The sequence below is a fragment of the Flavobacterium sp. AG291 genome (assembly GCF_003350375.1).
Lineage (GTDB): Bacteria > Bacteroidota > Bacteroidia > Flavobacteriales > Flavobacteriaceae > Flavobacterium > Flavobacterium suzhouense.
In genome coordinates this window covers 26,858-49,118 of sequence record NZ_QQAR01000020.1, presented here as the reverse complement: position 1 = coordinate 49,118, position 22,261 = coordinate 26,858, and the positions used below count along the sequence as shown (strand labels likewise).

Here is a 22,261-nt window from a genome sequence, read left to right as displayed (position 1 = left end):
CTGTTATATATAGAATTATATTTTATTAAATATGGATAGCTCTGTTTTCAGTAGCAGCAAGAGCAGCTTCTTTAACAGCTTCAGCATAGGTAGGGTGTGCGTGAGACATTCTTGAGATATCTTCAGCAGATGCTTTAAACTCCATAGCTGTTACTGCTTCAGCGATAAGGTCAGCAGTACGGGCACCAATCATGTGGATACCAAGAACTTCATCAGTTTTAGCATCAGCAAGGATTTTTACAAATCCGTCAGTATCCATACTTGCACGTGAACGTCCAAGCGCTTTGAAAGGGAAACTTCCTGATTTGTACTCAACACCGGCTTCTTTTAGTTGTTCTTCTGTTTTTCCAACAGCAGCAACCTCAGGCCATGTATATACTACACCAGGGATTAGGTTATAATCGATGTGGGGTTTTTGTCCTGCAAGCGTCTCAGCAACAAATACACCTTCTTCCTCAGCTTTATGTGCAAGCATTGCTCCTTTGATAACGTCACCAATTGCGTAAATGTTAGAAGCCGAAGTTTGTAAATGATCATTTACTTCAATCTGACCTCTTTCAGTAACTTTTACTCCGGCAGCTTCAGCGTTAAGTCCGTCTGTGTAAGGACGACGACCAACTGATACCAAAGAGTAATCACCATCTAAAGTGATAGTTTCACCTTTAGCATTTTCAGCCTGAACCTGAACACCTTCTCCGTTTCTTTCAACAGATTTAACTTTGTGAGAAGTATAGAATTTCATTCCTTGTTTCTTAAGCACTTTTGTAAGTTCTTTAGAAAGACCTGCATCCATACCAGGAATGATTCTATCAAGATATTCTACTACTGATACCTGAGCACCAAGGCGAAGGTAAACCTGACCTAGCTCAAGACCAATTACACCACCACCAATTACAATAAGGTGTTTTGGAACTTCTTTTAATTCAAGAGCTTCAGTAGAAGTTATTATTCTTTCTTTATCAATTTTGATAAAAGGAAGTGATGATGGTTTAGAACCTGTAGCGATAATGGTGTTTTTAGCCTCAATCACTTCAGAAGAACCGTCATTTTTAGTTACTTTAATATGAGTAGCATCTTCAAATGAACCTAATCCTTCAAAAACAGTGATTTTGTTTTTATCCATAAGGTACTTGATACCGGAAACATTCTGATCAACAACACCTTTTTTACGCGCAATCATCTGCTCGATGTTCACTTTAATTTCTCCGGCAATATCAATACCGTGCTCTTTAAAGTGTGTAGTAGCGTCATGGTAATGGTGAGACGAATCCAGCAAAGCCTTTGATGGGATACAGCCTACATTAAGGCAAGTACCTCCAAGTGTTGGGTATTTCTCAATAATTGCAGTATTAAAACCCAATTGCGCACAGCGTATTGCTGCTACATATCCGCCGGGACCTGAACCTATAACGACTACGTCAAATGAACTCATAATATATTTTTTTGTGTGATTTTATTTATTGTCACGCAAATTTAGGGATAATCCTCAATATGGAATAAATAAAAAAGAGGAATTTACATTCCTCTTTGAATATCTCACATTTATATGTTTAAATATTTTATTTCTTGATGTTATAATAGCTATCCAGAAACAAATAACGATCCCTGTTAGGCTCTTTAACCGATCTACTTGTAACATCAAGAATCATAAGATTCATATTACCATCGGGTTTACTAACTGGCCAGTCAGATAGGCCTTTACCGTTTGGATTTCCTGTTTTGATAAAGTTTGCAATATAATCTTCGGAAATCTGTGAAGCTTTATAATCGTCTTTAGTCCATTCATACACTGGATTTGAAGCCAAATTGCCAAGCATATATTCAATATCCGAAGCATGTGCAGCTCCTTTAAGTTGTTCTGGCATCTTATTCTCTTCTTTTTTGCCGGCATCTTTTATGATACCACCAGCAAGTCCGGCTTTAGCATTACCCAATTCAGATTTCATTGGTGGACGGGCCTTTGAAAAAACATAAGCATATGTAGGCTGTTTAGTAAGTTTCCTATGCTGATCAAGCCATTTCCAGGTGCTATAAACAATAAAATTATCACTGGCTAATGCTGTAGCAGATTCAATTACTTCCTGTTCGGTATTACCGGGGTATAATTTAAAAACTTCAGCCGCTTTATCTTTATAAGTATCCTCTACCCTTTTCTTATAGTTTTCAGGATTAGGATATTGCCCATACATAAATGCCTGATACGGAATTTCCGCAGATGTCCATCCGGCTAATAAAGGCACGTTAGCCTGTTCGCCTGCTGCAAAAATAGCCGACGGAAGCTTAGGTAAAAAATACCCGTCAACCGTAGCTCTTGTGTTGAAAGCACCAGATTTTGAAGCCTCTTCTAACAGTTGTTCAGCCGGGATAGCCCGTAGTTTCGAAAGTTCAGGGCTGTTTATCTTAGAGGCAAAAGCCACACCATTTTTCTCCGCATCCGCTAAAGGCACGGCATCAAGTGTAGGGTTGATCATGGCTCCACTCTGCCCTATCGCTCCGGAGATAAGATTTCTGGATAAAGGAGATGCCATTTGGGCTGATACCGATATTGATCCTGCTGATTCACCGGCAATTGTAATTTTATTTGGGTCTCCACCAAAAGCAGCAATGTTTTTCTTTACCCACACCAATGCCGCATTTTGATCAAGCAGTCCATAATTTCCTGAGGCATGATTGGGCGATTCTTTAGTCAGTTCAGGGTGCGAAAAGAATCCAAAAATACCCAATCTATAATTAAGTGTCACGGTTACAATGCCTTTCTCTGCAAGGCTTTCACCATCGTAACGGTTTTCAGAACCGTCACCGGCAACAAATCCACCACCATAAAAATATACAAGAACCGGCAACTTTTCATTAAGCTTTTTCGAAGGAGTCCATATGTTAAGGTATAAACAATCTTCACTCATAGATGGCGCACGAAAATTCATATCACCATATACAGGTTTTTGCATCGCATTGCTTCCAAATTTATCGGCTTTTCGGATGCCTTCCCATTTTTTAGGAGCCTGAGGTGCTTTCCAGCGTAGGTCACCAACAGGCGGTTCTGCAAAAGGTACTCCTCTGTAATTTTGAGTTCCCGATGGCAAAAGGATACCTTCCAGTGTCCCCTGCTCTACTTTAGCCTGCGGATTTTTTTGAGCAGTTAGAACCAGCGACAACTGCAATAATAAGATTAAAAATAAGTGTTTTTTGGTCATATTGATAGATGTTTCTAACAAATATAACCAATATTACAATGTAATGATATTGGTATTCTTTACCTCGCTTATCATAAAAGTACTATGTGTACTGCCAATATGCTGAAGTGTTGTGAGTTTAGTCACCATAAATTCGCGGTAAGCTTCCATGTCTTTTACATATATCTTTAATATGTAATCATAATCACCACTTACGTGATAGCATTCTAACACCTCTTCAAGTTTCGTTACTTCCTGTTCAAAACGGGTTAAATACTCTTTTGTATGTTGAATAAGTTTTAAATGGCAGAAGACAACAAAATTCTTCTCCACCTTTTTCTGGTCGATAATAGCAACATATTTATTGATGATGCCTTCACGCTCTAATTTTTTTATACGCTCATAAATTGCGGTTACCGAAAGGTTGAGTTTTAATGAAAGTTCTTTTGTTGTCTTAGTGCTATCCTGTTGCAATAACATAAGCAGTTTTCTGTCGGTTATATCCATACTGTCCCGTAAAATTTTCTTTTATCGTAAGGAAATCGATACTGATTGTTGTAATAAATTTTAAATACAATCAAATATATAGATTTATAATCTAACAAAAGCCAATACTGTTGATTTTTAATTTACAAAACATTCTATTTGTATTTCAAAAATCTAAGATAAAACTACAATCATAAACTTAAAATTTTAAAAAATGGACTTTAATCCGGCTGACAAGATACAGGACTTACAATATTTTGGAGAATTTGGTGGAGTGAACCCTTCAATTTCTGATTCATCAACTTATACATTCCTTTCGGCAAAAACCATGTTTGATACATTTGAAGGAAATGCTGAAGGCTGTTATTTATACTCACGCCACTCTTCACCAAGTAATCTTTACCTTGGTCAGGCTCTTGCCGCTATGGAAGGTACAGAAACGGCAAATGTTGCTGCTTCTGGTATGGGAGCAATTACTCCGGTACTTTTACAACTTTGTGCTGCCGGAGATCACATTGTTACCAGTCGTACTATTTATGGAGGAACTTATGCTTTTATGAAAAACTTCCTACCAAAACTTAACATCAATACAACTTTTGTTGATATCACTAAGCTTGATGTTGTTGAGGCTGCCATCACTCCTAATACTAAAGTACTTTACTGCGAAACAGTTAGTAATCCACTTTTAGAAGTTGCAGATATAGAAAGCCTTGCTAAAATCGCTAAAAAACATAATCTTAAACTGGTTGTAGATAATACATTCTCACCACTATCTGTTGCTCCTGCTAAGATGGGTGCTGATGTAGTTATTCACAGTCTTACAAAATTCATCAACGGAAGCAGTGATACTGTTGGTGGCGTTACTTGTGGTACTCAGGAGTTCATTGATGCACTTCGCAATGTGAATGATGGTGCCAGTATGCTTCTTGGACCGACTATGGACAGCCTTCGTGCAGCAAGCGTATTGAAAAACCTTCGTACGCTACACATCAGAATGAAACAACACAGCCACAACGCAATGTATCTGGCTCAAAAATTTGAAAAAGATGGCCTTAAAGTTGTTTATCCTGGGCTTGAAAGTCACCCGGGACATGAACTTTACAAAGGTATGATCAATAAAGAATATGGTTTTGGCGGACTTATGACTATAGATGCCGGTACTATTGACAAGGCTAATGAATTAATGGAACTTATGCAAAACCGTAACCTTGGTTACCTTGCAGTAAGTCTTGGTTTTTATAAAACATTATTTAGTGCTCCGGGGTCATCAACATCAAGTGAAATTCCATTAGATGAGCAAAAAGAAATGGGACTTACAGATGGACTTATCCGTTTCTCAATAGGTCTTGATAATGATATTGAGCGTACTTACCAAATGATGAAAGAATGCATGATTGAAGTTGGGGTACTTAAAGCAGCAGCTACAGTTTAATCAACAATCAAATAATTCAAATCCGTTCACTAAAGTGAACGGATTTTTTATTGTAACAATTTCATTGGGCAAACTACTAATTAACAGATAAACATTTCGTAGAGATGTATAGTTTATTTAAATTCGCCCACCTAACAACAAATACATGAAAAAAACAGTATGGCTGTTCTTATTAGCGGGAATGGCTGCCACAGCACAAAAAAACCTTACCATACAGGAAGCTACAATGGGTCAATATCAGATGTTTGCCCCGAAAAGCCTTGTTGCTCCGGCTTGGAGAAAGGACTCTAAAACCATAACCTATCTTGATAATAGTTACGCCAACCTGATGGCACGTAGCCAGGAAAACAACTGGACTGAAAGTACCCTGATATCTAAGACTGAACTTACTAATGCTCTAAAAGCGAAGTTCCCAGCTGATACATTTGAGCTTAGAATGTTTCCTTATACTTATAAATGGAATGATGCTAACACATTAGTATTAGAAGTTGCAGGTAAAAACAATACCTATCTGGTTTTGTTTAATGTTACAAAAAAAGAAATTAAAAGCGCTATAGCTATTTCTAACGAAGCAGCACAACAGCAACTTTCGCCAAATGGCGCAAACGCTTCATGGCTGAAAGACAACAACATAGTAATATCTACTGTTGATGGCAAAACCATCAATGTTACTAATGATACTGATAAAGGTATTGTAAACGGAAGTGATTATGTTCACCGCCAGGAATTTGGAATTGACAAAGGAATGTGGTGGAGCCCTAATAGTGATAAACTATTATTTTACCGTAAGGATGAGACAATGGTTGCTAATTACCCTCTTACCAATTGGGATGAGCGCATAGCTACAAACAAAGATATCAAATATCCTATGGCGGGTATGAAAAGTGAAGAGGTTACCCTTGTAGTATACGATATTGCTTCAGGAAAATCTACAACACTTAAAACCGAAGGTCCTAAAGAGCAATATCTTACTACTGTTACATGGTCACCGGATGGTAAAAAAGTATATGTAGGTGTCCTAAACAGAGAGCAAAATGACCTGAAACTGAATCGTTATGATGCTCTAACAGGTAATTTTGAAAAAACACTGTTTGAAGAGAAGGCTTCAACTTATGTTGAGCCACTTCATGACCTTACTTTTGTTCCTGGTAAAAATGATCAGTTTCTTTACAGAAGCGAAAAAGACGGCTATGAGCAGTTATATCTTTATAATACAGAAGGCAAGCAACTTAAAAAACTTGGCTATCTGGATGTAGTAATTACTGAGTTTTTAGGCTTTGACAGCAATGCTAAAAATGCATTCTACATGGGGACAGCTGACAACGGACTTGAAAGACAACTTTATAAAGTTGAGCTTTCATCGGGAAAAACTATTCCTGTTACAACTCAGTCGGGTACGCATACAACTTTGTTAAGTACAGATGGAACATTTGCCCTTGACAGTTTCAGCAACACAATTACACCTAATACAACAACAATTGTCAATCTTAACAATAAAAAAGACACTAATACAGTACTTAAAGCTGAAAACCCATATACAGGCAAGACTGTATTACCTAAAATGGAGTTGGTTACTGTAACTTCTGCTGACGGCAAAACTCCTCTTAACGGACGATTGATTTACCCTGCGGATTTTGATGCAACAAAAAAATATCCCGTAATTGTTTATGTATACGGAGGTCCTCATGCCCAGTTGGTTACTAATAAATGGTTAGGTGGTGCTTCATTGTTTGACTATTATCTTGCGCAACAAGGATATGTAGTATTTACATTAGATAACCGAGGAAGTGATGCCCGTGGTCGTGATTTTGAACATGTAGTTCACCGTAACCTTGGAGTTAACGAAATGGCTGACCAGATGCGAGGCGTTGAATTCCTTAAATCCAAATCGTTTGTAGACCAGAACAGGATTGGTGTTTCGGGATGGAGTTTTGGTGGATTCATGACGTCTTCACTCATATTAGATCATGGTGATGTATTTAAAGTTGGTGTTGCCGGTGGCCCGGTTTGCGACTGGAAATATTATGAAATAATGTATGGTGAGCGTTATATGGATACTCCACAAGAGAATCCTGAGGGATATGCTAAAACAAACATCATTGACAAAGCTAAACAACTTAACAGCAGATTACTTATTATTCACGGAGCTCAGGATCCAGTAGTGGTTCAACAGCACAGTATGGAGTTTATCAATGCGTGTATCGCAGCAGGAAAACAGGTTGATTATTTCCTTTATCCAAACCACGAACACAATGTACGCGGTAAAGACAGGATTCACCTGAATCAGAAAATCGCTGATTATTTTGATACTTACCTTAAAAAGTAATAATATTGACGGAGGCTTAGGCCTCCGTTTTTATTTTATAAGACTAAATGATTAAAGAAAGAAAATTCACAATAGGTAAATTAGAAATACGTCCACTATCAAATTCTGATATATTGTGGTTAAGTTTAGTAGCTATAAGTGTAATTATTCATCTTTTTCTAAAGTATTATTGTCCCTGCAAAGATTTTGGATTTAGGTTTTTCATTATTTGGTTTATTGCATTTCAGACTATTAGCTCTCCTTTTGGTATTCGATTTAGAAGCGTCTATTTTTCGTGTAGTTGGATAGTTTGCTGCATGTTACTAATAGATTTAGAAATTCTTTATACATATATTCCTCTATTTACATTTTCACTATATCATCTAACACGATTTGTATATTTTGAAAAATATAAGCGTGAGTTTATTCCTTATTGGATTGGGAAAGGGAGTATGTGGAGGCATACAAGCAAAATTGAAAATGCAAGTAGTAAATTAGAGGACAAAACATTTACAAAAAGATTACTTATTATAGGGATTCTAATTATTCTTTTGTCTTTATTTTCAATTAATAAACAGATTCCTCCAAAAGAATTGTCATGTGGTATATGTGAAAAATTATAGTACAATTAAAACCAATCAATTACATATTTTTAGCATTATGGAAAATCCAATCACAAAACTCAACCGCTTTACTACACTTCCCATTCTGCTTGATATGCTGGAAAGGAAGAAACTTACCTTACTTAACCCGAGACTTTGGGAAGATAAAAATGACTCAGAGATTATTCTGGAATATAAGAGCAGAAAAGGGATTGAGAATTTATTTGCATTATGTTTTTCACATGATGACGAGACTATACATCACTGGAAAACCTATTCGAATGGGCCAAGCGGTTGTGTAATTGAGTTCGACGCTAAAAAGCTATTTGCAATATTGGATGAAATTCCGGGATTAAAACACGGAAAGATTATTTATAAAAAGATAGACGATGTATCCTCAAAAAAGAGAATAGAACTTGATGATGTACCTTTTACAAAAAGATGGCCATACCGTTGCGAAGAAGAATATCGTATAATCTATGAGACCAATGAAAAAATGGATTTTTACGAAATAGAATTTCCATTAAGTGTTATCCGGAAAGTAACGATTAGTCAACAAATGCCGGAACAGATATACAATACAATCAAGAAACATCTTAAAGGAACTGCAAAAGACCCTGATAAAAGAATAAGCCGCTCTACCCTGTATGAAAATCAGCGTTGGATCAGCGGATTTAAAAAGATGTAAAAAAGAAAGCCTGACAGTTAATTACTATCAGGCTTTCTTTTATATTGTATATAAATTATTTTACCTCTTTAACACCTTTCATAAACATCCAGCTCATATAGATCTTATCTCCCCCCGCCTGACGGGCATACTGAAATTTAGGTGTAAGTATAAAAGTTATCATTGCAGATGCCAACGGTACCCAAAAACCGGTTAAGCCTGTGAAATTTGAAAGCAATACATAACTCAGGACATAAAAGAAAACGAAAGCTAAAAGATTATATACAAATGCTTTATTCTGTTTATTCATGATTATTCTTCTTGATTATTATTTTGAAATTTAGCTCTTTTACTGCCCTCATACATTTCGTATTTCACAAAACGTGTCTCCAGCTTACCGTTGAATAATTTTATCTTACGGGAAGGCTTAAGTCCGACAAATTTAAGTGCTTCAATATTTGCAGTGATAAACCATGCATTTGTTCCCGGATAACTTTGCTTAAGTGTATCACCAATTTCTCTATAAAAACGCTCCATGTTTACATCAAGTCTTTCTCCGTATGGCGGGTTGAATACCATATGTAGTGGACCTCTTGTCTCTTTTTCTGTTGTAAAGAAATCCTGCTGGCTAATAGTAACATAATCCGCAAGATTAGCATTGTAGATATTATCTTTTGCTTTTGTTACAGCCGAAGGCGCTTTATCATAACCTTTTATTGTATAGTGGAATTCACGTGTCTTATTCATCAGTGAATCAACGATTTTATCAAAAAGATCATTGTCCCAGTCATTCCATTTTTCAAATGCAAACTCTTTGCGGTTGATGTTAGCCGGTATATTACAGGCAATCATAGCGGCTTCTGCTAATATTGTTCCTGAACCACACATAGGGTCTATAAAGTCACCCTGACCCTCCCATCCGGAAAGCAATAACATACCGGCAGCAAGCACCTCATTAATAGGTGCGATATTGGTTGCAGTTTTATACCCTCTTTGGTGAAGAGATTGCCCTGAAGTATCAAGAGCTACAGAACACTGGTCATTATGAATATGAAGGTTTATTCTTAGATCCGGAAAATCTTTATCAATGTTTGGCCTCTTGCCAAAGCGATCCCTGAACTGGTCAACTACAGCATCTTTAGCTTTCAGGGCTACAAACTGAGAATGGTTAAAATGATCTGAATGCAAGGTAACATCAATTACAAACGACTGGTTTGCATTTAAGTATTTCGACCAGTCTATACCCTGAATACCTTTGTAAAGACTCTGCTCATTATAAGCCCTGAAGTGATATATAGGCTTAAGTATCTTTAAAGCAGTCCTTAAAGCAAGATTGGCTTTATACATAAAGCCCTTATCTCCTTTAAAGCTAACCATTCTTACGCCCTGTTCTACATCCTGTGCACCTAAAACCTGCAATTCTTTAGCCAGAATCTCTTCAAAGCCAAAAAAGGTTTTAGCAATCATTTTAAAATTATTTTCCATGTGTACGAATCAAATTCTTGGCAAAAATAAACTAATTTTGCCGGTACATTCAATGAATATGCAAAAAGAAACAAATAACTGGTTTGCATCCTGGTTCGATACACCTTATTACCATATATTATACAAGGATCGTGACTATGAAGAGGCACAGCTCTTTATGGATAATATTACCCAATATCTTAACCTGCCGGACGATGCTAAAATACTTGATTTAGCATGTGGTAAAGGCCGTCATTCCATTTACTTAAGTCAATTAGGTTATGATGTAACAGGAGCTGATTTATCAGAAAACAGTATTGAGGAAGCTTCTAAATCATCAAATGAAAAGCTGCATTTTACTGTTCATGACATGCGTATGCCTTTTGAAGAGAAGTTTGATGCAATATTCAATCTTTTTACCAGCTTTGGGTACTTTGAAAATGACAGTGACAATCTTGTTACTTTAAGAGCTATTCATGACAGCCTCTCAGAATATGGTTTTGGCGTTATTGATTTTATGAATGTAAATCACGTAATTAATAATTTAGTTCCTGAAGAAGTTAAAACTGTTGATGGAATCGACTTTCATATAAAGCGCTACCATATCGATAATCATATCATCAAAGAAATAAATTTTGAAGATAAAGGTCAAAAATTTCATTTTACAGAAAAAGTGCAGGCACTAACCCTTGAAGATTTTGAAGCTATGATGGATGAGGCCGGTATTTATCTTCTGGATACTTTTGGTGATTATAAACTTAAGAAATTCTTTAAGAATGAATCGGAACGTCTAATTATGATCTTCAAATAAAATGATATACTTATTACCTTTATTATCGGTGATTTTAGGTTATTGTATTGCTTTAATACTTAAACCTTCCAATAAAAAAAGCCTTAAACTTTTACTTGCTTTTAGCGGTTCATTTTTACTATCTCTCACAGTTTTACATCTTCTCCCTGAAGTATATGAAAGTGCTGCACATGCACACGAAGGCCATGATCATGGTCACAGCCATAATAGCCCTGTAGGCATATTTATAATGGCCGGAATAATTTTCCAGATCATACTTGAGTATTTTTCTAAGGGTGCTGAGCACGGTCACGTACATGTACATGGAGACCAACATTTACATAAAATGCCCTGGCTACTATTTTTAAGCCTTTGCATTCATGCATTATTAGAAGGTATGCCCGTTAGCCATCATCATGATATGGCATGGGGAATAGCAATACACCACTTCCCTATTGCAATTATACTGACCGCATTCTTTATAAATTCGGGACTTAAGAAGCCTGCCATCATGCTATTCATGCTTGCTTTTGCCGCCATGACACCACTTGGTACGCTTGTTTCCGGGCAACTCGAAATTATCAGCCATTATTATACCGAAATATCAGCAATCGTTGTAGGTATACTCTTCCATATATCTTCAACTATCATCTTTGAGAGCAGTGAGGGACATAAATTTAACCTTGCTAAGTTGCTGGTAATTATATTGGGTGTTATACTGGCCTATTTTCTTTAATTTTACGCTAAAGCCCTAAATATGCCTTTTACTAAAACTACCGAACAAAGTTCAAAATATAATCATCTTGAAAAGATGCCCATAGCTGAACTACTCAAGAACATAAACAACGAAGATAAAACTGTTCCTTTAGCTATTGAGAAAGCACTTCCTCAAATTGAAAAGCTAGTTGAAAAAATAGTTTCCCTACTAAAAGAGGGTGGTCGTTTGTTCTATATAGGAGCCGGAACAAGCGGAAGACTTGGTATAGTAGATGCATCAGAATGCCCACCTACTTTCGGTGTTCCTTTCGATTTGGTAATAGGCCTTATTGCCGGGGGTGATGCTGCAATACGAAAAGCCGTAGAATTTGCTGAAGATGATAAGGAACAAGCCTGGAAAGATCTATCAGAATACAACATAAATCATAAAGATGTTGTCTTGGGTATAGCGGCTTCAGGAACAACTCCGTATGTAATAGGTGGTCTCGAAAAATGTAATGAAAACAACATTACTACCGGATGCATTACTTGTAATAATGGAAGTCCTTTAGCTAAAGTATCAAAATATCCTGTTGAAGTTGTTGTTGGCCCGGAATTTGTTACAGGAAGTTCGCGTATGAAAGCTGGCACGGCTCAAAAATTGGTACTGAACATGATATCAACAACCACCATGATTCAATTGGGACATGTAAAGGGAAACAAAATGGTTGATATGCAATTGAGCAATCATAAGCTTGTTGATCGTGGTGTACGTATGATAATGGATGAGATTAATGTTTCGAAGGAAGTAGCATCGGCATTACTTAAGGAATACAAAAACGTAAGAAAAGCAATTGAAGCTTATGGGAACAAATAAAACCATTTTAATGAAAGGCATACGCTACCTCAGTGGCGCACTTCCATTATTTTTTTTAGGACCTGTAGTTATTCACAGTTCGTTTAAAAATCAGGGGCATCCTATGTTCATACCCGTATTAGGATTAGGGATTATTACCTGTATAACGGGAATGTTACTTATGTTTTTAGGTATTAAAACAATTATGAAAAGTTTATTTGACCAATAATGAAGAATTTTATTTTTGCTATTGTAATTACAGTACTATTCAGTTCATGCTACCATCAGGAGCGTAATTGTAAAGATTTTAAGACAGGTAAATTCAAATTCGAGCATGAAATAAACGGTAAAAAAGAGGTTACCTATTTTGAGCGCACTGAAAACCTGCAAATAGAAACGTTTAATGGAAAAACTGACACAGCAAGCGTACGTTGGGTAAATGATTGTGAGTATATACTTCAAAAAACACATCCCAAAAACATGCTCGAGCAAAAGGCCATACATATGAAAATCTTGACAACAAGTCAGGATTCATATGCGTTTGAATTTTCAATAGTTGGTGATGCCAACAAACAAAAAGGGACGGTAACAAAATTAAAATAATCAATAAATCATTATGTTTGAAATTTTCCTTGATCCAAGCGCTTGGGTGGCACTTTTAACTCTTACATTTCTTGAAATAATATTAGGAATAGACAATATAATCTTTATTTCTATTGTCACTGGAAAACTACCTGTTGAGGACCGAAAAAGAGCTACACGTATTGGTCTCTTTCTTGCCATGTTTATGCGTATTGCTTTATTATTTGGTATAAGTGTTCTCATCGCAATGAAAGAACCTTTCCTTAGTGTAGACTGGGGTTGGTTTAAAGCCGACTTTACGGGTCAGGCAGTAATACTTCTTGCAGGGGGTATCTTTCTTATCTACAAAAGTACTAAGGAAATTCATGAAAAAGTTGACCATAAAGGTGATGAAGAAAAGACACTTAGCGGAACAGCTAAAAAATCATTTTCATCTATCATATTGCAGATATTAATGATTGATTTAATTTTTTCTGTTGATTCAATCTTAACCGCCGTAGGTATGACGAACGGATTAGATGGCGCTTTGACAATCATGATTGCAGCTGTACTGATTTCAGTTGGAGTAATGATGTTATTTGCTGTACCTGTTGGCAATTTTGTAAACGCTAACCCATCAATACAAATATTAGGTTTAGCGTTCTTAATACTCATAGGATTTATGCTTACTACAGAAAGCATGCATTTATCAGAAGCAGAGCTTGCAGGACAACACGTTGGCGCTGTACCAAAAGGCTATCTATACTTTGCAATAGCATTTTCCCTGGCGGTCGAATTTCTCAACATGAGAATGAGAAAAAAACAGGAATAAACAAAGAGGCATTCATTATGAATGCTTTTTTTATAAACATATATTGCAACTATCTTTTATTAGAAGAAGATCTATGAAAGAAAGGCATATTAAGAAAAATCCCGGTAAGACTCATTAGTACTAATACAAATAACAGTAAAAAATAGATTAAGCCATTTGAGTCTTTTAAATCAGGAAAATCTAAAACAATATAACTTCCTATTCCCAGAAAAGCAATTACTGAAAAAATAAAACTAAACATCTTCATAATCCTTGGTTTAATTGGTTAATTCAAATAACTTCGAAAGACTATTGGATAAATAGTTCTTTCAATTATTAACTGTTTTTCATAATTTCTTAGTAAAGTAAGGTGCAAAAGGATAAAACCTTGTTAAATAGTTATATAAATCTACAAAAAATAACTTAAATAATGTTAACATTAAATTAAATATATTTCAGGGGTACATTTTTTTTAATATTTAGTATGCAAAAATGCAAAATAGCATTAGATTATATTCGAATTATGTTAAAGTATACGCAATTAACATTTAGTTCTGAAGTTGTATATCACTATTTACTGAACTTGCATCAAAATTAAATGAAGCGTAAAATGAACTGGAATGGATTAAAAGCAAAGGTAAAGTCTCTTACTGTTCAAATAGTAAGAAACTATAAGCAACGTAAGCTTAGAAGATATTTTATGTCTTAAAATTTAAACATTTCAAATTTTGCCGCTAGTCGTTCATGATCAGCGGCAAAATTTTTTTCTTCCATTCATCAAGCTTTTCTTCAAAGTTTTTTGTTGCATTAGCTCCACTTGGCGAAGGCAACGTATCATAGTTTAAATCCAGTCTCTTACCTATATATTTCAGGTAATATTTTTCAGCATTTTTACTTGAAAACAATACATGTTTAATGTTTGGATAGTTATGGTAGAAATTCTCAAAATCATTAGCTTTTTCATTCCTAATATTACTATCCAGACTCCCCTCCCGCTCACAATATTCAAGCACATCCCAAATAGCTATACGATGCTCTTTTAGCAAATTTATCTTCTTGCTATATTCATGCTCCAGCGGCAAGTTAAAAATAGTAAATATCAGTCTCCAAAATTGATTTCCTTTATTTCCATAATATTCTCCAAGCTCCAAAGACTTTTCACCTGGCATAGTACCTAATATGAGTATTAGTGAATCTTTATATACAAAAGGTAAAAAAGCTTTTTTCATCAGATTGTAAATATTTTGATCGATTTTATAAATAAATGAATTGTTTTTAATAAAGCTATAACGTACTGAGTTAAAGTATTGTTACATCTATTTCTTTTATGATTTAGTTAATAACATGAGGTTTCAGATAGTTCTAAATTTGAGATTATCAACAAGTTATTAATAGAAACTAATTTAAAAAAAGGATTATGAAAACTGAAACAAAAACAACAAAATCAACTGGAGCAGCAAGAACGCTAAAAGCTTCAACTACAAAAACTACTACCCGTAAATTGAAAGCTAAGAGCACAGCAGCAGAAGGGCTTATGGAGTTATATATCGATAGCTTAAAAGATATTTACTGGGCAGAAAAAGCTCTAACTAAGGCATTACCAAAAATGGCTAAAAATGCAACTAGCGAAAACTTAATATCCTCATTAGAAAACCATCTATCTGTAACCGAAGAGCAAATATCAAGACTGGAAAAAGTATTTGAGCTTGCAGGTAAAAAAGCAACAGCCAAAAAATGTGATGCGATGGACGGATTGATAAAAGAAGGCCAGGATATTATGGAAAGTACTGAGCCAGGCCCTGTAAGGGATGCAGGAATAATTGCAGCCTCACAAAAAATAGAACACTATGAAATTGCTACTTATGGTACACTTTGCGCTTTTGCCAAAACCCTAGGTCAAAAAGAGGCAGCGGCTTTACTTCACGAAACTCTTAATGAAGAAAAAGAAGCTGATATTACGCTGACTGAAGCTGCATACAACACTATAAATTTTGATGCAGCTGAGGAAGATTCAGAAATGTAAAAGATCTATCAGAAGTATTTTAAAAACTCTATTCATGTTTTATAAGTTCGTAAAACTTAGCTAGAGGCATTATATATAAATACAAAAAAGTCCCGCTAATAGCGGGACTTTTATATTTGGAATCAGGAAATTAACCTAATACTTCTTTTACTTTTTTACCAATTTCAGCCGGAGAATCAACAACATGAATTCCATTCTCTCTCATGATACGTTTCTTAGCTTCAGCTGTATCATCAGCACCACCAACGATTGCACCTGCGTGGCCCATTGTACGTCCTTTAGGAGCAGTCTCACCAGCGATAAATCCAATAACAGGCTTTCTGTTACCATCAGCTTTTATCCATTTAGCAGCATCAGCCTCTAACTGACCTCCAATTTCACCAATCATGATGATAGCCTCAGTTTCAGGGTCGTTCATTAAAAGTTCAACAGCCTCTTTAGTAGTCGTACCAATAATTGGATCACCACCAATACCGATAGCTGTAGTAATACCAAGACCTTGTTTTACAACTTGGTCAGCAGCTTCATAAGTAAGAGTACCAGATTTAGAAACAATACCAACTGTACCTTTTTTGAAAACAAAACCTGGCATGATACCAACTTTAGCTTCACCCGGAGTAATTACACCCGGACAGTTAGGACCTACTAAACGGCAATCTTTATCTTGGATATAGTCATAAGCTTTAATCATATCAGCAACCGGAATACCTTCAGTAATTGTGATGATTACTTTGATACCAGCTTCAGCAGCCTCCATAATAGCGTCAGCAGCAAATGCAGGCGGAACAAAAATGATAGTTGTGTCAGCACCTGCGATATCTACAGCGTCTTTAACAGTATTGAATACAGGACGATCTAAGTGAGTTGTACCACCTTTTCCCGGTGTTACACCACCTACTACGTTAGTACCGTACTCTATCATTTGAGTAGCATGGAAAGTACCTTCGCTACCTGTAAATCCCTGAACAATTATTTTGGAATCTTTATTAACTAAAACACTCATGATATATTTTTTAAATTATTTTATTAAATCGTGTTGCAAAAATAGGGTTTTGTAAAATATTATTAAAGCTTTATATGACTTTTATAAAGATATTTTTACTAAAAATAATATTAGCTTTAACCAACCTGACTCATCAGATAGCCTTTATAAAATTTATTATCCAAAACTTCCCAGATTACAACAAAATGAGCAAGTGGCATTTGCTCGTTGGGAGTCTCAATAGGATAGACATAATGCGTATAACGAACGGTAACAATATTATCTTCACTTATGATATGTGTTATATCAAGAGATGACGAAGAATAAGATTTTTCAAGTTCTTCGGCAAGCGTAAGCAAGTCATTTTTATCCAATTGAAGATAGCCTTTAGAACTATGCCATTGTATAACAAGATCATCATGAAGGTAATGCTTCATTAATTCTTTTGATTTATACGCTTCAGAAGAATAATATTCTGATACCAATTCTTTAGCACTCATATTATTTTAATTTTTCAAGTATTTCAGGAATACGTTTTATAAAAGCCATTTGTTTCATTTTAGAACGCGCTTCTTCAGCAGGGCTGCCAAAATAAACCTTACCCCCTTCTAATGATTTACCAACACCTGATTGTGCCTGTATAACAGCTTTCGAGCCGATAGTAATACCACTTGTAGTACCGGATTGGCCCCAAAACGTTACTTCATCTTCGATAACAACACAACCGGCTATTCCGGTTTGGGCAGCAATTAAGCATTTTTTCCCAATAATAGTATCATGTCCTATCTGAACCTGATTATCAATTTTTGTACCATAACCAATTGTTGTATCACCGGTAACGCCTTTATCAATGGTACATAAGGCACCAATACCTACATTATCTTCAATTATAACCCTACCCCCTGATAAAAGCTGATCAAAACCTTCAGGGCGTTTTTTATAATAAAAAGCATCAGCACCTAAAACAGTACCTGAATGAATGATAACATTATCACCTATGATAGTATTGTCATAAATGCTAACATTGGAATGGATAAGGCAGTTTTTACCAATCTTCACATTGTTACCTACAAAAGTATTGGGCTGTATTACTGTACCTTCACCTATTTCAGCACTCGAAGATATGCTGCTTGCTGAAGACTGAAATGGCTTAAAGTGTTTTGTAAGTTTATTAAAATCCCTGAAAGGATCATCAGAAACTAGTAAAGCTTTACCCTCCGGACACTCTACTTCTTTGTTAATAAGAACAATAGTTGCAGCAGACTGAAGTGCTTTGTCATAATATTTAGGGTGGTCTACAAAAACAATATCCCCTGGCTCAACAACATGAATCTCATTCATGCCATGAACAGGGAAATCATCACTACCCACATAACTGCACTCTATAAGAGCTGCAATTTCCTTTAAAGGATAAACTTTTGGGAATTTCATTTCTTACGTTTATTTGTTTTTTTAAAAGGTTCGGCTATTCAAAAACAACCGAACCTTCAAACCATCTGATAAATCAGTAGCTTATCTATTCTTTTACACGCTCCATGTATTGTCCTGAAGCTGTATCAATTTTAATTTTATCACCTTCATTGATGAAAAGAGGTACGTTTACTGATGCACCTGTCTCAACTTTGGCAGGTTTAGTTGCATTTGTAGCAGTATTACCTTTAACACCTGGCTCGGCATAAGTAACTTCAAGAATTACAGAAGCAGGCATATCAACAGAAAGAGGCGCATCAGTTTCCGTATTCCAGATAACCATTACATTTTCACCTTCTTTTAAAAGATCCGGAGCATCAAGAATGTCTTTACTTAATGAGATTTGCTCATAAGTTTCAACATGCATGAAGTTATAGTTATCACCTTCAGCATATAAAAACTGGAATTTATGAGTTTCAACCCTTACATCATCAATTTTATGACCTGCAGAGAATGTATTATCCAATACTTTTCCTGTAGTAAGGCTTTTAAGTTTTGTTCTTACGAAAGCAGGACCTTTACCCGGCTTAACGTGAAGGAATTCAATAATTTTATATATATCGTGGTTAAATTTAATACATAACCCGTTTCTGATATCTGATGTACTTGCCATTTTTAAATTGTTTATTTTGTTTTATGTAAATATTCGTGAACATGTTAATTTGTAGAAAAGCAAAAAAATGAATCCACAAATAATCAATTGCTATTAATAAATTCCTGTATAACCTTTCATAACCCCTCTTGAAGAATTCCTAATGAAAAGGATAATCTCGTCGCGTTCCGGAGTAGCTTCCATCTCAGCTTCAATAATACTTAAAGCCTGAGTTGTATTGTAATTCTTTTGATATAAAATCCTGTAAATATCCTGAATCTCTCTAATCTTTTCAGGGGTAAAACCTCTTCTTCTTAAACCGATTGAGTTAATACCAACATAAGAAAGTGGTTCTTTTGCTGCTTTAGTATAAGGGGGCACATCTTTACGGACAAGAGATCCGCCTGAAATCATGGCATGGTCTCCAATACTAATAAACTGATGTACTGCTGCAAGCCCTCCAATGATAGCATAATTACCAACAGTAACGTGTCCGGCAAGAGCAACACCATTTACAATTATTGCATTATCTCCTATATGACAATCGTGGGCAATATGTGCAGTAGCCATAACCAGACAATTGTTTCCAAGTCTTGTCTGACCAGAGGCAATTGTACCTCTATTTATTGTAACACACTCACGTATAGTACAGTTATCACCAATTATTGCAAGTGAATCTTCACCTCCAAATTTAAGATCCTGTGGTACTGCAGATATTACAGCGCCAGGAAAAATATTACAGTTTTTACCAATTCTGGCACCCTCCATAATAGTAACATTAGAACCTATCCAGGTTCCTTCCCCTATCTCAACATTATTATGGATAGTGGTAAAAGGCTCGATTACTACGTTTTTAGCAATCTTTGCGCCCGGATGTACGTATGCTAACGGTTGATTCATAAATTTCTGTTTAGCTATTTTTGACAATTTGTGCCATTAGTTCTGCTTCAGCAACAAGTTTACCATTTGCATAAGCGTTAGCCTGCATATGACAAATACCTCTGCGGATAGGAGAAATAAGATCACATTTAAACACAAGTGTATCACCAGGAAGTACTTTATGTTTAAACTTAACATTGTCAATTTTCATGAAATAAGTAAGGTAGTTTTCAGGATCCGGAACAGAGCTTAGTATAAGTATACCTCCACACTGTGCCATAGCCTCAACTATAAGAACACCCGGCATAACCGGAGCGCCCGGGAAGTGACCCACGAAAAAGCTTTCGTTCATTGTCACATTTTTAAGACCTACAACATGATTGTCACTCATCTCAAGGATTTTATCCACCAATAAAAACGGCGGACGGTGCGGCAACATGCTCATTATTTTGTTCACATCCATCAAAGGCTCTTTATGCAGGTCATAAACCGGCACCTGATTGCGCTCTTCAATTTTTATGATTTTAGACATTTTTTTTGCAAACTGAGTGTTTACAAAATGTCCAGGTTTGTTTGCAATTACTTTACCTTTGATTCTGGTACCTATAAGCGCTAAATCACCAACAACATCCAGTAGTTTGTGACGGGCAGCCTCATTTGGATAGTGAAGTGTAAGGTTATCAAGTATACCATTAGGTTTAACCGTAATACTGTCTTTACCAAAGGCAGTTTTAAGGCTTTCCATGGTCTCATTTGATATTTCTTTATCTACATAAACAATAGCATTGTTAAGGTCACCTCCTTTTATAAGTCCATTGTTCAAAAGAGCTTCAAGCTCATGCAGGAAACTAAAAGTACGCGATGACGCAATTTCAGTTTTAAAGTCAGCCATGTTTTTTAAAGTAGCATTCTGAGTACCTAAAACTTTAGTACCAAAATCTACCATAGCTGTTACCTGATAATCGTCTGCCGGCATAACGATAATTTCGCTTCCGGTAGCTTCATCAGTATAAGAAATAACTTCTTTTACAACATAAATTTTTCGTTCAGCATTTTGCTCCTCTACTCCAACCTTTTCAATTGCCTCAACAAAAAATTTAGACGAACCATCCATAATTGGAGGTTCAGAAGCATCTAATTCAATTATAACATTATCAACATCACAACCTACAAATGCAGCAAGTACATGTTCTGACGTTTGTATCTTAACACCTTTTTTCTCAAGGTTAGTTCCTCTTTGGGTATTAACTACATAATTGGCATCAGCCTCAACAACGGGCTGCCCTTCTAAATCTACCCTTACAAAAGTATAGCCATTATTAACAGGAGCAGGCTTGAAGGTCATTGTAACCTCTTTACCTGTATGTAATCCAACTCCTTTTAATGAGATCTCACTTTTGATTGTGGTTTGTTTAACCATTATATCTGTTGTTTATTGTTTTATTTGTTGTTTTAGCTCGTCGATATCAGCTACGATTTTAGGGAAATTCCTGAAATGGACGTATGACTTGTTAAAATCATTGTAGCCTAATGCAGGACTACCCTGAATAATTTCGCCATCCGGAATACTCTTACCAACTCCGGATTGCGCCTGTATCCTTACGCCATTACCTATAGTAATATGCCCAACAATACCTACCTGTCCGCCAATAATACAATTGCTGCCTATCTTAGTTGAACCGGCCACACCTGTTTGAGAAGCAATGACTGTATTTTCACCAATAAGTACATTGTGAGCAATCTGAATCTGATTATCAAGTTTCACCCCTTTTTTTATTACTGTAGAACCTAGTGTAGCCCTGTCGATAGTTGTACAAGACCCAACATCTACATTGTCTTCAATAATAACATTACCTATTTGTGGTACTTTGCTATAAACGCCTTCTTCATTTGGTACAAATCCAAATCCATCAGAACCAATAATCGCTCCAGAATGAATAGTACATCCATTACCTATTTCGGTTTCCGAATAGACGCGAACACCTGCAAAAAGTATTGTATTGTCACCAATAACTACATTATCACCAACAAAAGTATTCGGGTAAATTTTTACATTATTTCCAATCTTAACATTTTTTCCTACATAGCAGAAACTACCTAAATAAAGGTTTTCACCGTAAACAGTTCCTTCAGAAATCACCGAAGGTTCTTCTATGCCCGATTTCATTAATTTAACCTGATTATAATACTCAAGTAGTTTGGAAAAGGATTGGTAAGCGTCATCAACTTTTATAAGTGTAGTTGATATTGTATTTTCCGGCTCAAAAGTCTTGTTAACTATAGTAATAGTTGCCTGGGTTGAATATATGTATTGTTGATATTTAGGATTTGCTAAAAAAGTAAGCGAACCCTCTATACCTTCTTCAATCTTAGCCAGCTTGTATACTTCAGCCTGTGGATTACCCACAACCTCACCATCCAGTATACCTGCTATTTGTTCTGCTGTAAATTTCATCCCGACAAAAATATAAA

23 protein-coding genes are annotated in these 22,261 nt (G+C 35.8%); 10 read left to right on the top strand and 13 right to left on the bottom strand.

The window, feature by feature from the left end:
* Positions 1 to 25: 25 nt before the first annotated feature.
* From lpdA to DEU42_RS16775, 3 genes are all read right to left on the bottom strand, one after another.
* A complete protein-coding gene (gene lpdA / locus DEU42_RS16785; protein ID WP_114759489.1) occupies positions 26 to 1,432 on the bottom strand; it encodes a dihydrolipoyl dehydrogenase in 1,407 nt (468 codons plus the stop codon).
* A gap of 127 nt (positions 1,433 to 1,559) precedes the next feature.
* Entirely contained in the window at positions 1,560 to 3,194 is a 1,635-nt protein-coding gene (locus tag DEU42_RS16780; protein ID WP_114759488.1) for a carboxylesterase/lipase family protein, read from the bottom strand.
* Positions 3,195 to 3,227: 33 nt separating this feature from the next.
* The gene (locus tag DEU42_RS16775) at positions 3,228 to 3,680 is read right to left on the bottom strand and encodes an Lrp/AsnC family transcriptional regulator (protein ID WP_114759487.1); all 453 of its coding nucleotides are present in this window, start codon (positions 3,678 to 3,680) and stop codon (positions 3,228 to 3,230) included.
* Between the two features lie 193 nt (positions 3,681 to 3,873).
* Here DEU42_RS16775 and DEU42_RS16770 point away from each other — a divergent pair, with 193 nt between their 5' ends.
* The 3 genes from DEU42_RS16770 (at position 3,874) to DEU42_RS16755 (ending at position 8,686) form a co-directional block, all read left to right on the top strand.
* A complete protein-coding gene (locus tag DEU42_RS16770; protein ID WP_114759486.1) occupies positions 3,874 to 5,091 on the top strand; it encodes an aminotransferase class I/II-fold pyridoxal phosphate-dependent enzyme in 1,218 nt (405 codons plus the stop codon).
* Positions 5,092 to 5,236: 145 nt separating this feature from the next.
* Positions 5,237 to 7,417 (top strand): S9 family peptidase, encoded by a 2,181-nt coding sequence (locus DEU42_RS16765; RefSeq protein WP_114759485.1) that lies wholly within the window; start codon positions 5,237 to 5,239, stop codon positions 7,415 to 7,417.
* Positions 7,418 to 8,056: 639 nt separating this feature from the next.
* A complete protein-coding gene (locus DEU42_RS16755; protein WP_114759483.1) occupies positions 8,057 to 8,686 on the top strand; it encodes a DUF2971 domain-containing protein in 630 nt (209 codons plus the stop codon).
* A gap of 55 nt (positions 8,687 to 8,741) precedes the next feature.
* On the opposite strand, the gene DEU42_RS16750 is transcribed toward DEU42_RS16755, so the two are convergent.
* Positions 8,742 to 8,975 (bottom strand): hypothetical protein, encoded by a 234-nt coding sequence (locus DEU42_RS16750; protein ID WP_114759482.1) that lies wholly within the window; start codon positions 8,973 to 8,975, stop codon positions 8,742 to 8,744.
* Between the two features lie 2 nt (positions 8,976 to 8,977).
* Positions 8,978 to 10,150: a class I SAM-dependent RNA methyltransferase gene (locus DEU42_RS16745; protein ID WP_114759481.1), complete on the bottom strand. Its 1,173-nt coding sequence runs from the start codon at positions 10,148 to 10,150 to the stop codon at positions 8,978 to 8,980.
* A gap of 58 nt (positions 10,151 to 10,208) precedes the next feature.
* Here DEU42_RS16745 and DEU42_RS16740 point away from each other — a divergent pair, with 58 nt between their 5' ends.
* The 6 genes from DEU42_RS16740 to DEU42_RS16715 are packed head-to-tail and all read left to right on the top strand — an operon-like array spanning position 10,209 to position 13,864.
* Complete coding sequence (locus DEU42_RS16740; protein WP_199509110.1) at positions 10,209 to 10,940, top strand: class I SAM-dependent methyltransferase; 732 nt, start codon at positions 10,209 to 10,211, stop codon at positions 10,938 to 10,940.
* A 1-nt stretch (position 10,941) separates the two neighbouring features.
* Entirely contained in the window at positions 10,942 to 11,655 is a 714-nt protein-coding gene (locus tag DEU42_RS16735) for a ZIP family metal transporter (protein ID WP_114759479.1), read from the top strand.
* 21 nt (positions 11,656 to 11,676) lie between these two features.
* A complete protein-coding gene (gene murQ / locus DEU42_RS16730) occupies positions 11,677 to 12,492 on the top strand; it encodes an N-acetylmuramic acid 6-phosphate etherase (RefSeq protein WP_114759478.1) in 816 nt (271 codons plus the stop codon).
* Positions 12,479 to 12,700: a DUF6095 family protein gene (locus DEU42_RS16725; RefSeq protein WP_199509109.1), complete on the top strand. Its 222-nt coding sequence runs from the start codon at positions 12,479 to 12,481 to the stop codon at positions 12,698 to 12,700. Before murQ ends, DEU42_RS16725 begins: the two co-directional genes overlap by 14 nt.
* The gene (locus DEU42_RS16720) at positions 12,700 to 13,074 is read left to right on the top strand and encodes a DNA topoisomerase IV (protein WP_114759476.1); all 375 of its coding nucleotides are present in this window, start codon (positions 12,700 to 12,702) and stop codon (positions 13,072 to 13,074) included. Before DEU42_RS16725 ends, DEU42_RS16720 begins: the two co-directional genes overlap by 1 nt.
* Before the next feature lie 13 nt (positions 13,075 to 13,087).
* Positions 13,088 to 13,864: a TerC family protein gene (locus tag DEU42_RS16715; protein WP_114759475.1), complete on the top strand. Its 777-nt coding sequence runs from the start codon at positions 13,088 to 13,090 to the stop codon at positions 13,862 to 13,864.
* A gap of 713 nt (positions 13,865 to 14,577) precedes the next feature.
* Here DEU42_RS16715 and DEU42_RS16705 read toward each other — a convergent pair.
* Positions 14,578 to 15,072 carry a DNA-deoxyinosine glycosylase gene (locus DEU42_RS16705; protein ID WP_114759473.1) on the bottom strand — a complete coding sequence of 165 codons (495 nt, stop codon included), beginning with the start codon at positions 15,070 to 15,072 and terminating at the stop codon, positions 14,578 to 14,580.
* 188 nt (positions 15,073 to 15,260) lie between these two features.
* Here DEU42_RS16705 and DEU42_RS16700 point away from each other — a divergent pair, with 188 nt between their 5' ends.
* Entirely contained in the window at positions 15,261 to 15,866 is a 606-nt protein-coding gene (locus DEU42_RS16700; RefSeq protein ID WP_114759472.1) for a ferritin-like domain-containing protein, read from the top strand.
* A gap of 130 nt (positions 15,867 to 15,996) precedes the next feature.
* On the opposite strand, the gene sucD is transcribed toward DEU42_RS16700, so the two are convergent.
* The 7 genes from sucD to lpxD form a co-directional block, all read right to left on the bottom strand.
* On the bottom strand, positions 15,997 to 16,869 hold the full coding sequence (gene sucD / locus DEU42_RS16695) for a succinate--CoA ligase subunit alpha (RefSeq protein WP_114759471.1): 873 nt from the start codon (positions 16,867 to 16,869) through the stop codon (positions 15,997 to 15,999).
* 116 nt (positions 16,870 to 16,985) lie between these two features.
* Positions 16,986 to 17,285 (bottom strand): nuclear transport factor 2 family protein, encoded by a 300-nt coding sequence (locus tag DEU42_RS16690; RefSeq protein ID WP_147278149.1) that lies wholly within the window; start codon positions 17,283 to 17,285, stop codon positions 16,986 to 16,988.
* Positions 17,286 to 17,349: 64 nt separating this feature from the next.
* On the bottom strand, positions 17,350 to 18,279 hold the full coding sequence (locus DEU42_RS16685; RefSeq protein ID WP_114759469.1) for a UDP-3-O-(3-hydroxymyristoyl)glucosamine N-acyltransferase: 930 nt from the start codon (positions 18,277 to 18,279) through the stop codon (positions 17,350 to 17,352).
* A gap of 85 nt (positions 18,280 to 18,364) precedes the next feature.
* Positions 18,365 to 18,931, bottom strand: coding sequence for an elongation factor P (efp, locus tag DEU42_RS16680; RefSeq protein WP_114759468.1), 567 nt, complete (start codon positions 18,929 to 18,931; stop codon positions 18,365 to 18,367).
* 93 nt (positions 18,932 to 19,024) lie between these two features.
* Positions 19,025 to 19,810: an acyl-ACP--UDP-N-acetylglucosamine O-acyltransferase gene (gene lpxA, locus DEU42_RS16675; protein WP_114759513.1), complete on the bottom strand. Its 786-nt coding sequence runs from the start codon at positions 19,808 to 19,810 to the stop codon at positions 19,025 to 19,027.
* Positions 19,811 to 19,820: 10 nt separating this feature from the next.
* On the bottom strand, positions 19,821 to 21,209 hold the full coding sequence (locus DEU42_RS16670) for a bifunctional UDP-3-O-[3-hydroxymyristoyl] N-acetylglucosamine deacetylase/3-hydroxyacyl-ACP dehydratase (protein WP_114759467.1): 1,389 nt from the start codon (positions 21,207 to 21,209) through the stop codon (positions 19,821 to 19,823).
* Positions 21,210 to 21,221: 12 nt separating this feature from the next.
* Positions 21,222 to 22,244: a UDP-3-O-(3-hydroxymyristoyl)glucosamine N-acyltransferase gene (gene lpxD / locus DEU42_RS16665; protein ID WP_114759466.1), complete on the bottom strand. Its 1,023-nt coding sequence runs from the start codon at positions 22,242 to 22,244 to the stop codon at positions 21,222 to 21,224.
* Positions 22,245 to 22,261 lie beyond the last annotated feature (17 nt).

What these genes read in the sequence shown, in the direction of transcription:
- DEU42_RS16685 (WP_114759469.1), bottom strand. Translation starts at nt 18,279, where the DNA reads ATGAAATTCCCAAAAGTTTATCCTTTAAAGGAAATTGCAGCTCTTATA.
- DEU42_RS16780 (WP_114759488.1), bottom strand. Translation starts at nt 3,194, where the DNA reads ATGACCAAAAAACACTTATTTTTAATCTTATTATTGCAGTTGTCGCTG.
- lpxA (WP_114759513.1), bottom strand. Translation starts at nt 19,810, where the DNA reads ATGAATCAACCGTTAGCATACGTACATCCGGGCGCAAAGATTGCTAAA.
- DEU42_RS16745 (WP_114759481.1), bottom strand. Translation starts at nt 10,150, where the DNA reads ATGGAAAATAATTTTAAAATGATTGCTAAAACCTTTTTTGGCTTTGAA.
- DEU42_RS16705 (WP_114759473.1), bottom strand. Translation starts at nt 15,072, where the DNA reads ATGAAAAAAGCTTTTTTACCTTTTGTATATAAAGATTCACTAATACTC.
- lpxD (WP_114759466.1), bottom strand. Translation starts at nt 22,244, where the DNA reads ATGAAATTTACAGCAGAACAAATAGCAGGTATACTGGATGGTGAGGTT.
- efp (WP_114759468.1), bottom strand. Translation starts at nt 18,931, where the DNA reads ATGGCAAGTACATCAGATATCAGAAACGGGTTATGTATTAAATTTAAC.
- DEU42_RS16700 (WP_114759472.1), top strand. Translation starts at nt 15,261, where the DNA reads ATGAAAACTGAAACAAAAACAACAAAATCAACTGGAGCAGCAAGAACG.
- sucD (WP_114759471.1), bottom strand. Translation starts at nt 16,869, where the DNA reads ATGAGTGTTTTAGTTAATAAAGATTCCAAAATAATTGTTCAGGGATTT.
- murQ (WP_114759478.1), top strand. Translation starts at nt 11,677, where the DNA reads ATGCCTTTTACTAAAACTACCGAACAAAGTTCAAAATATAATCATCTT.
- DEU42_RS16735 (WP_114759479.1), top strand. Translation starts at nt 10,942, where the DNA reads ATGATATACTTATTACCTTTATTATCGGTGATTTTAGGTTATTGTATT.
- DEU42_RS16720 (WP_114759476.1), top strand. Translation starts at nt 12,700, where the DNA reads ATGAAGAATTTTATTTTTGCTATTGTAATTACAGTACTATTCAGTTCA.
- DEU42_RS16750 (WP_114759482.1), bottom strand. Translation starts at nt 8,975, where the DNA reads ATGAATAAACAGAATAAAGCATTTGTATATAATCTTTTAGCTTTCGTT.
- DEU42_RS16775 (WP_114759487.1), bottom strand. Translation starts at nt 3,680, where the DNA reads ATGGATATAACCGACAGAAAACTGCTTATGTTATTGCAACAGGATAGC.
- DEU42_RS16770 (WP_114759486.1), top strand. Translation starts at nt 3,874, where the DNA reads ATGGACTTTAATCCGGCTGACAAGATACAGGACTTACAATATTTTGGA.
- DEU42_RS16765 (WP_114759485.1), top strand. Translation starts at nt 5,237, where the DNA reads ATGAAAAAAACAGTATGGCTGTTCTTATTAGCGGGAATGGCTGCCACA.
- DEU42_RS16715 (WP_114759475.1), top strand. Translation starts at nt 13,088, where the DNA reads ATGTTTGAAATTTTCCTTGATCCAAGCGCTTGGGTGGCACTTTTAACT.
- DEU42_RS16725 (WP_199509109.1), top strand. Translation starts at nt 12,479, where the DNA reads ATGGGAACAAATAAAACCATTTTAATGAAAGGCATACGCTACCTCAGT.
- DEU42_RS16670 (WP_114759467.1), bottom strand. Translation starts at nt 21,209, where the DNA reads ATGGTTAAACAAACCACAATCAAAAGTGAGATCTCATTAAAAGGAGTT.
- DEU42_RS16755 (WP_114759483.1), top strand. Translation starts at nt 8,057, where the DNA reads ATGGAAAATCCAATCACAAAACTCAACCGCTTTACTACACTTCCCATT.
- DEU42_RS16740 (WP_199509110.1), top strand. Translation starts at nt 10,209, where the DNA reads ATGCAAAAAGAAACAAATAACTGGTTTGCATCCTGGTTCGATACACCT.
- DEU42_RS16690 (WP_147278149.1), bottom strand. Translation starts at nt 17,285, where the DNA reads ATGAAGCATTACCTTCATGATGATCTTGTTATACAATGGCATAGTTCT.
- lpdA (WP_114759489.1), bottom strand. Translation starts at nt 1,432, where the DNA reads ATGAGTTCATTTGACGTAGTCGTTATAGGTTCAGGTCCCGGCGGATAT.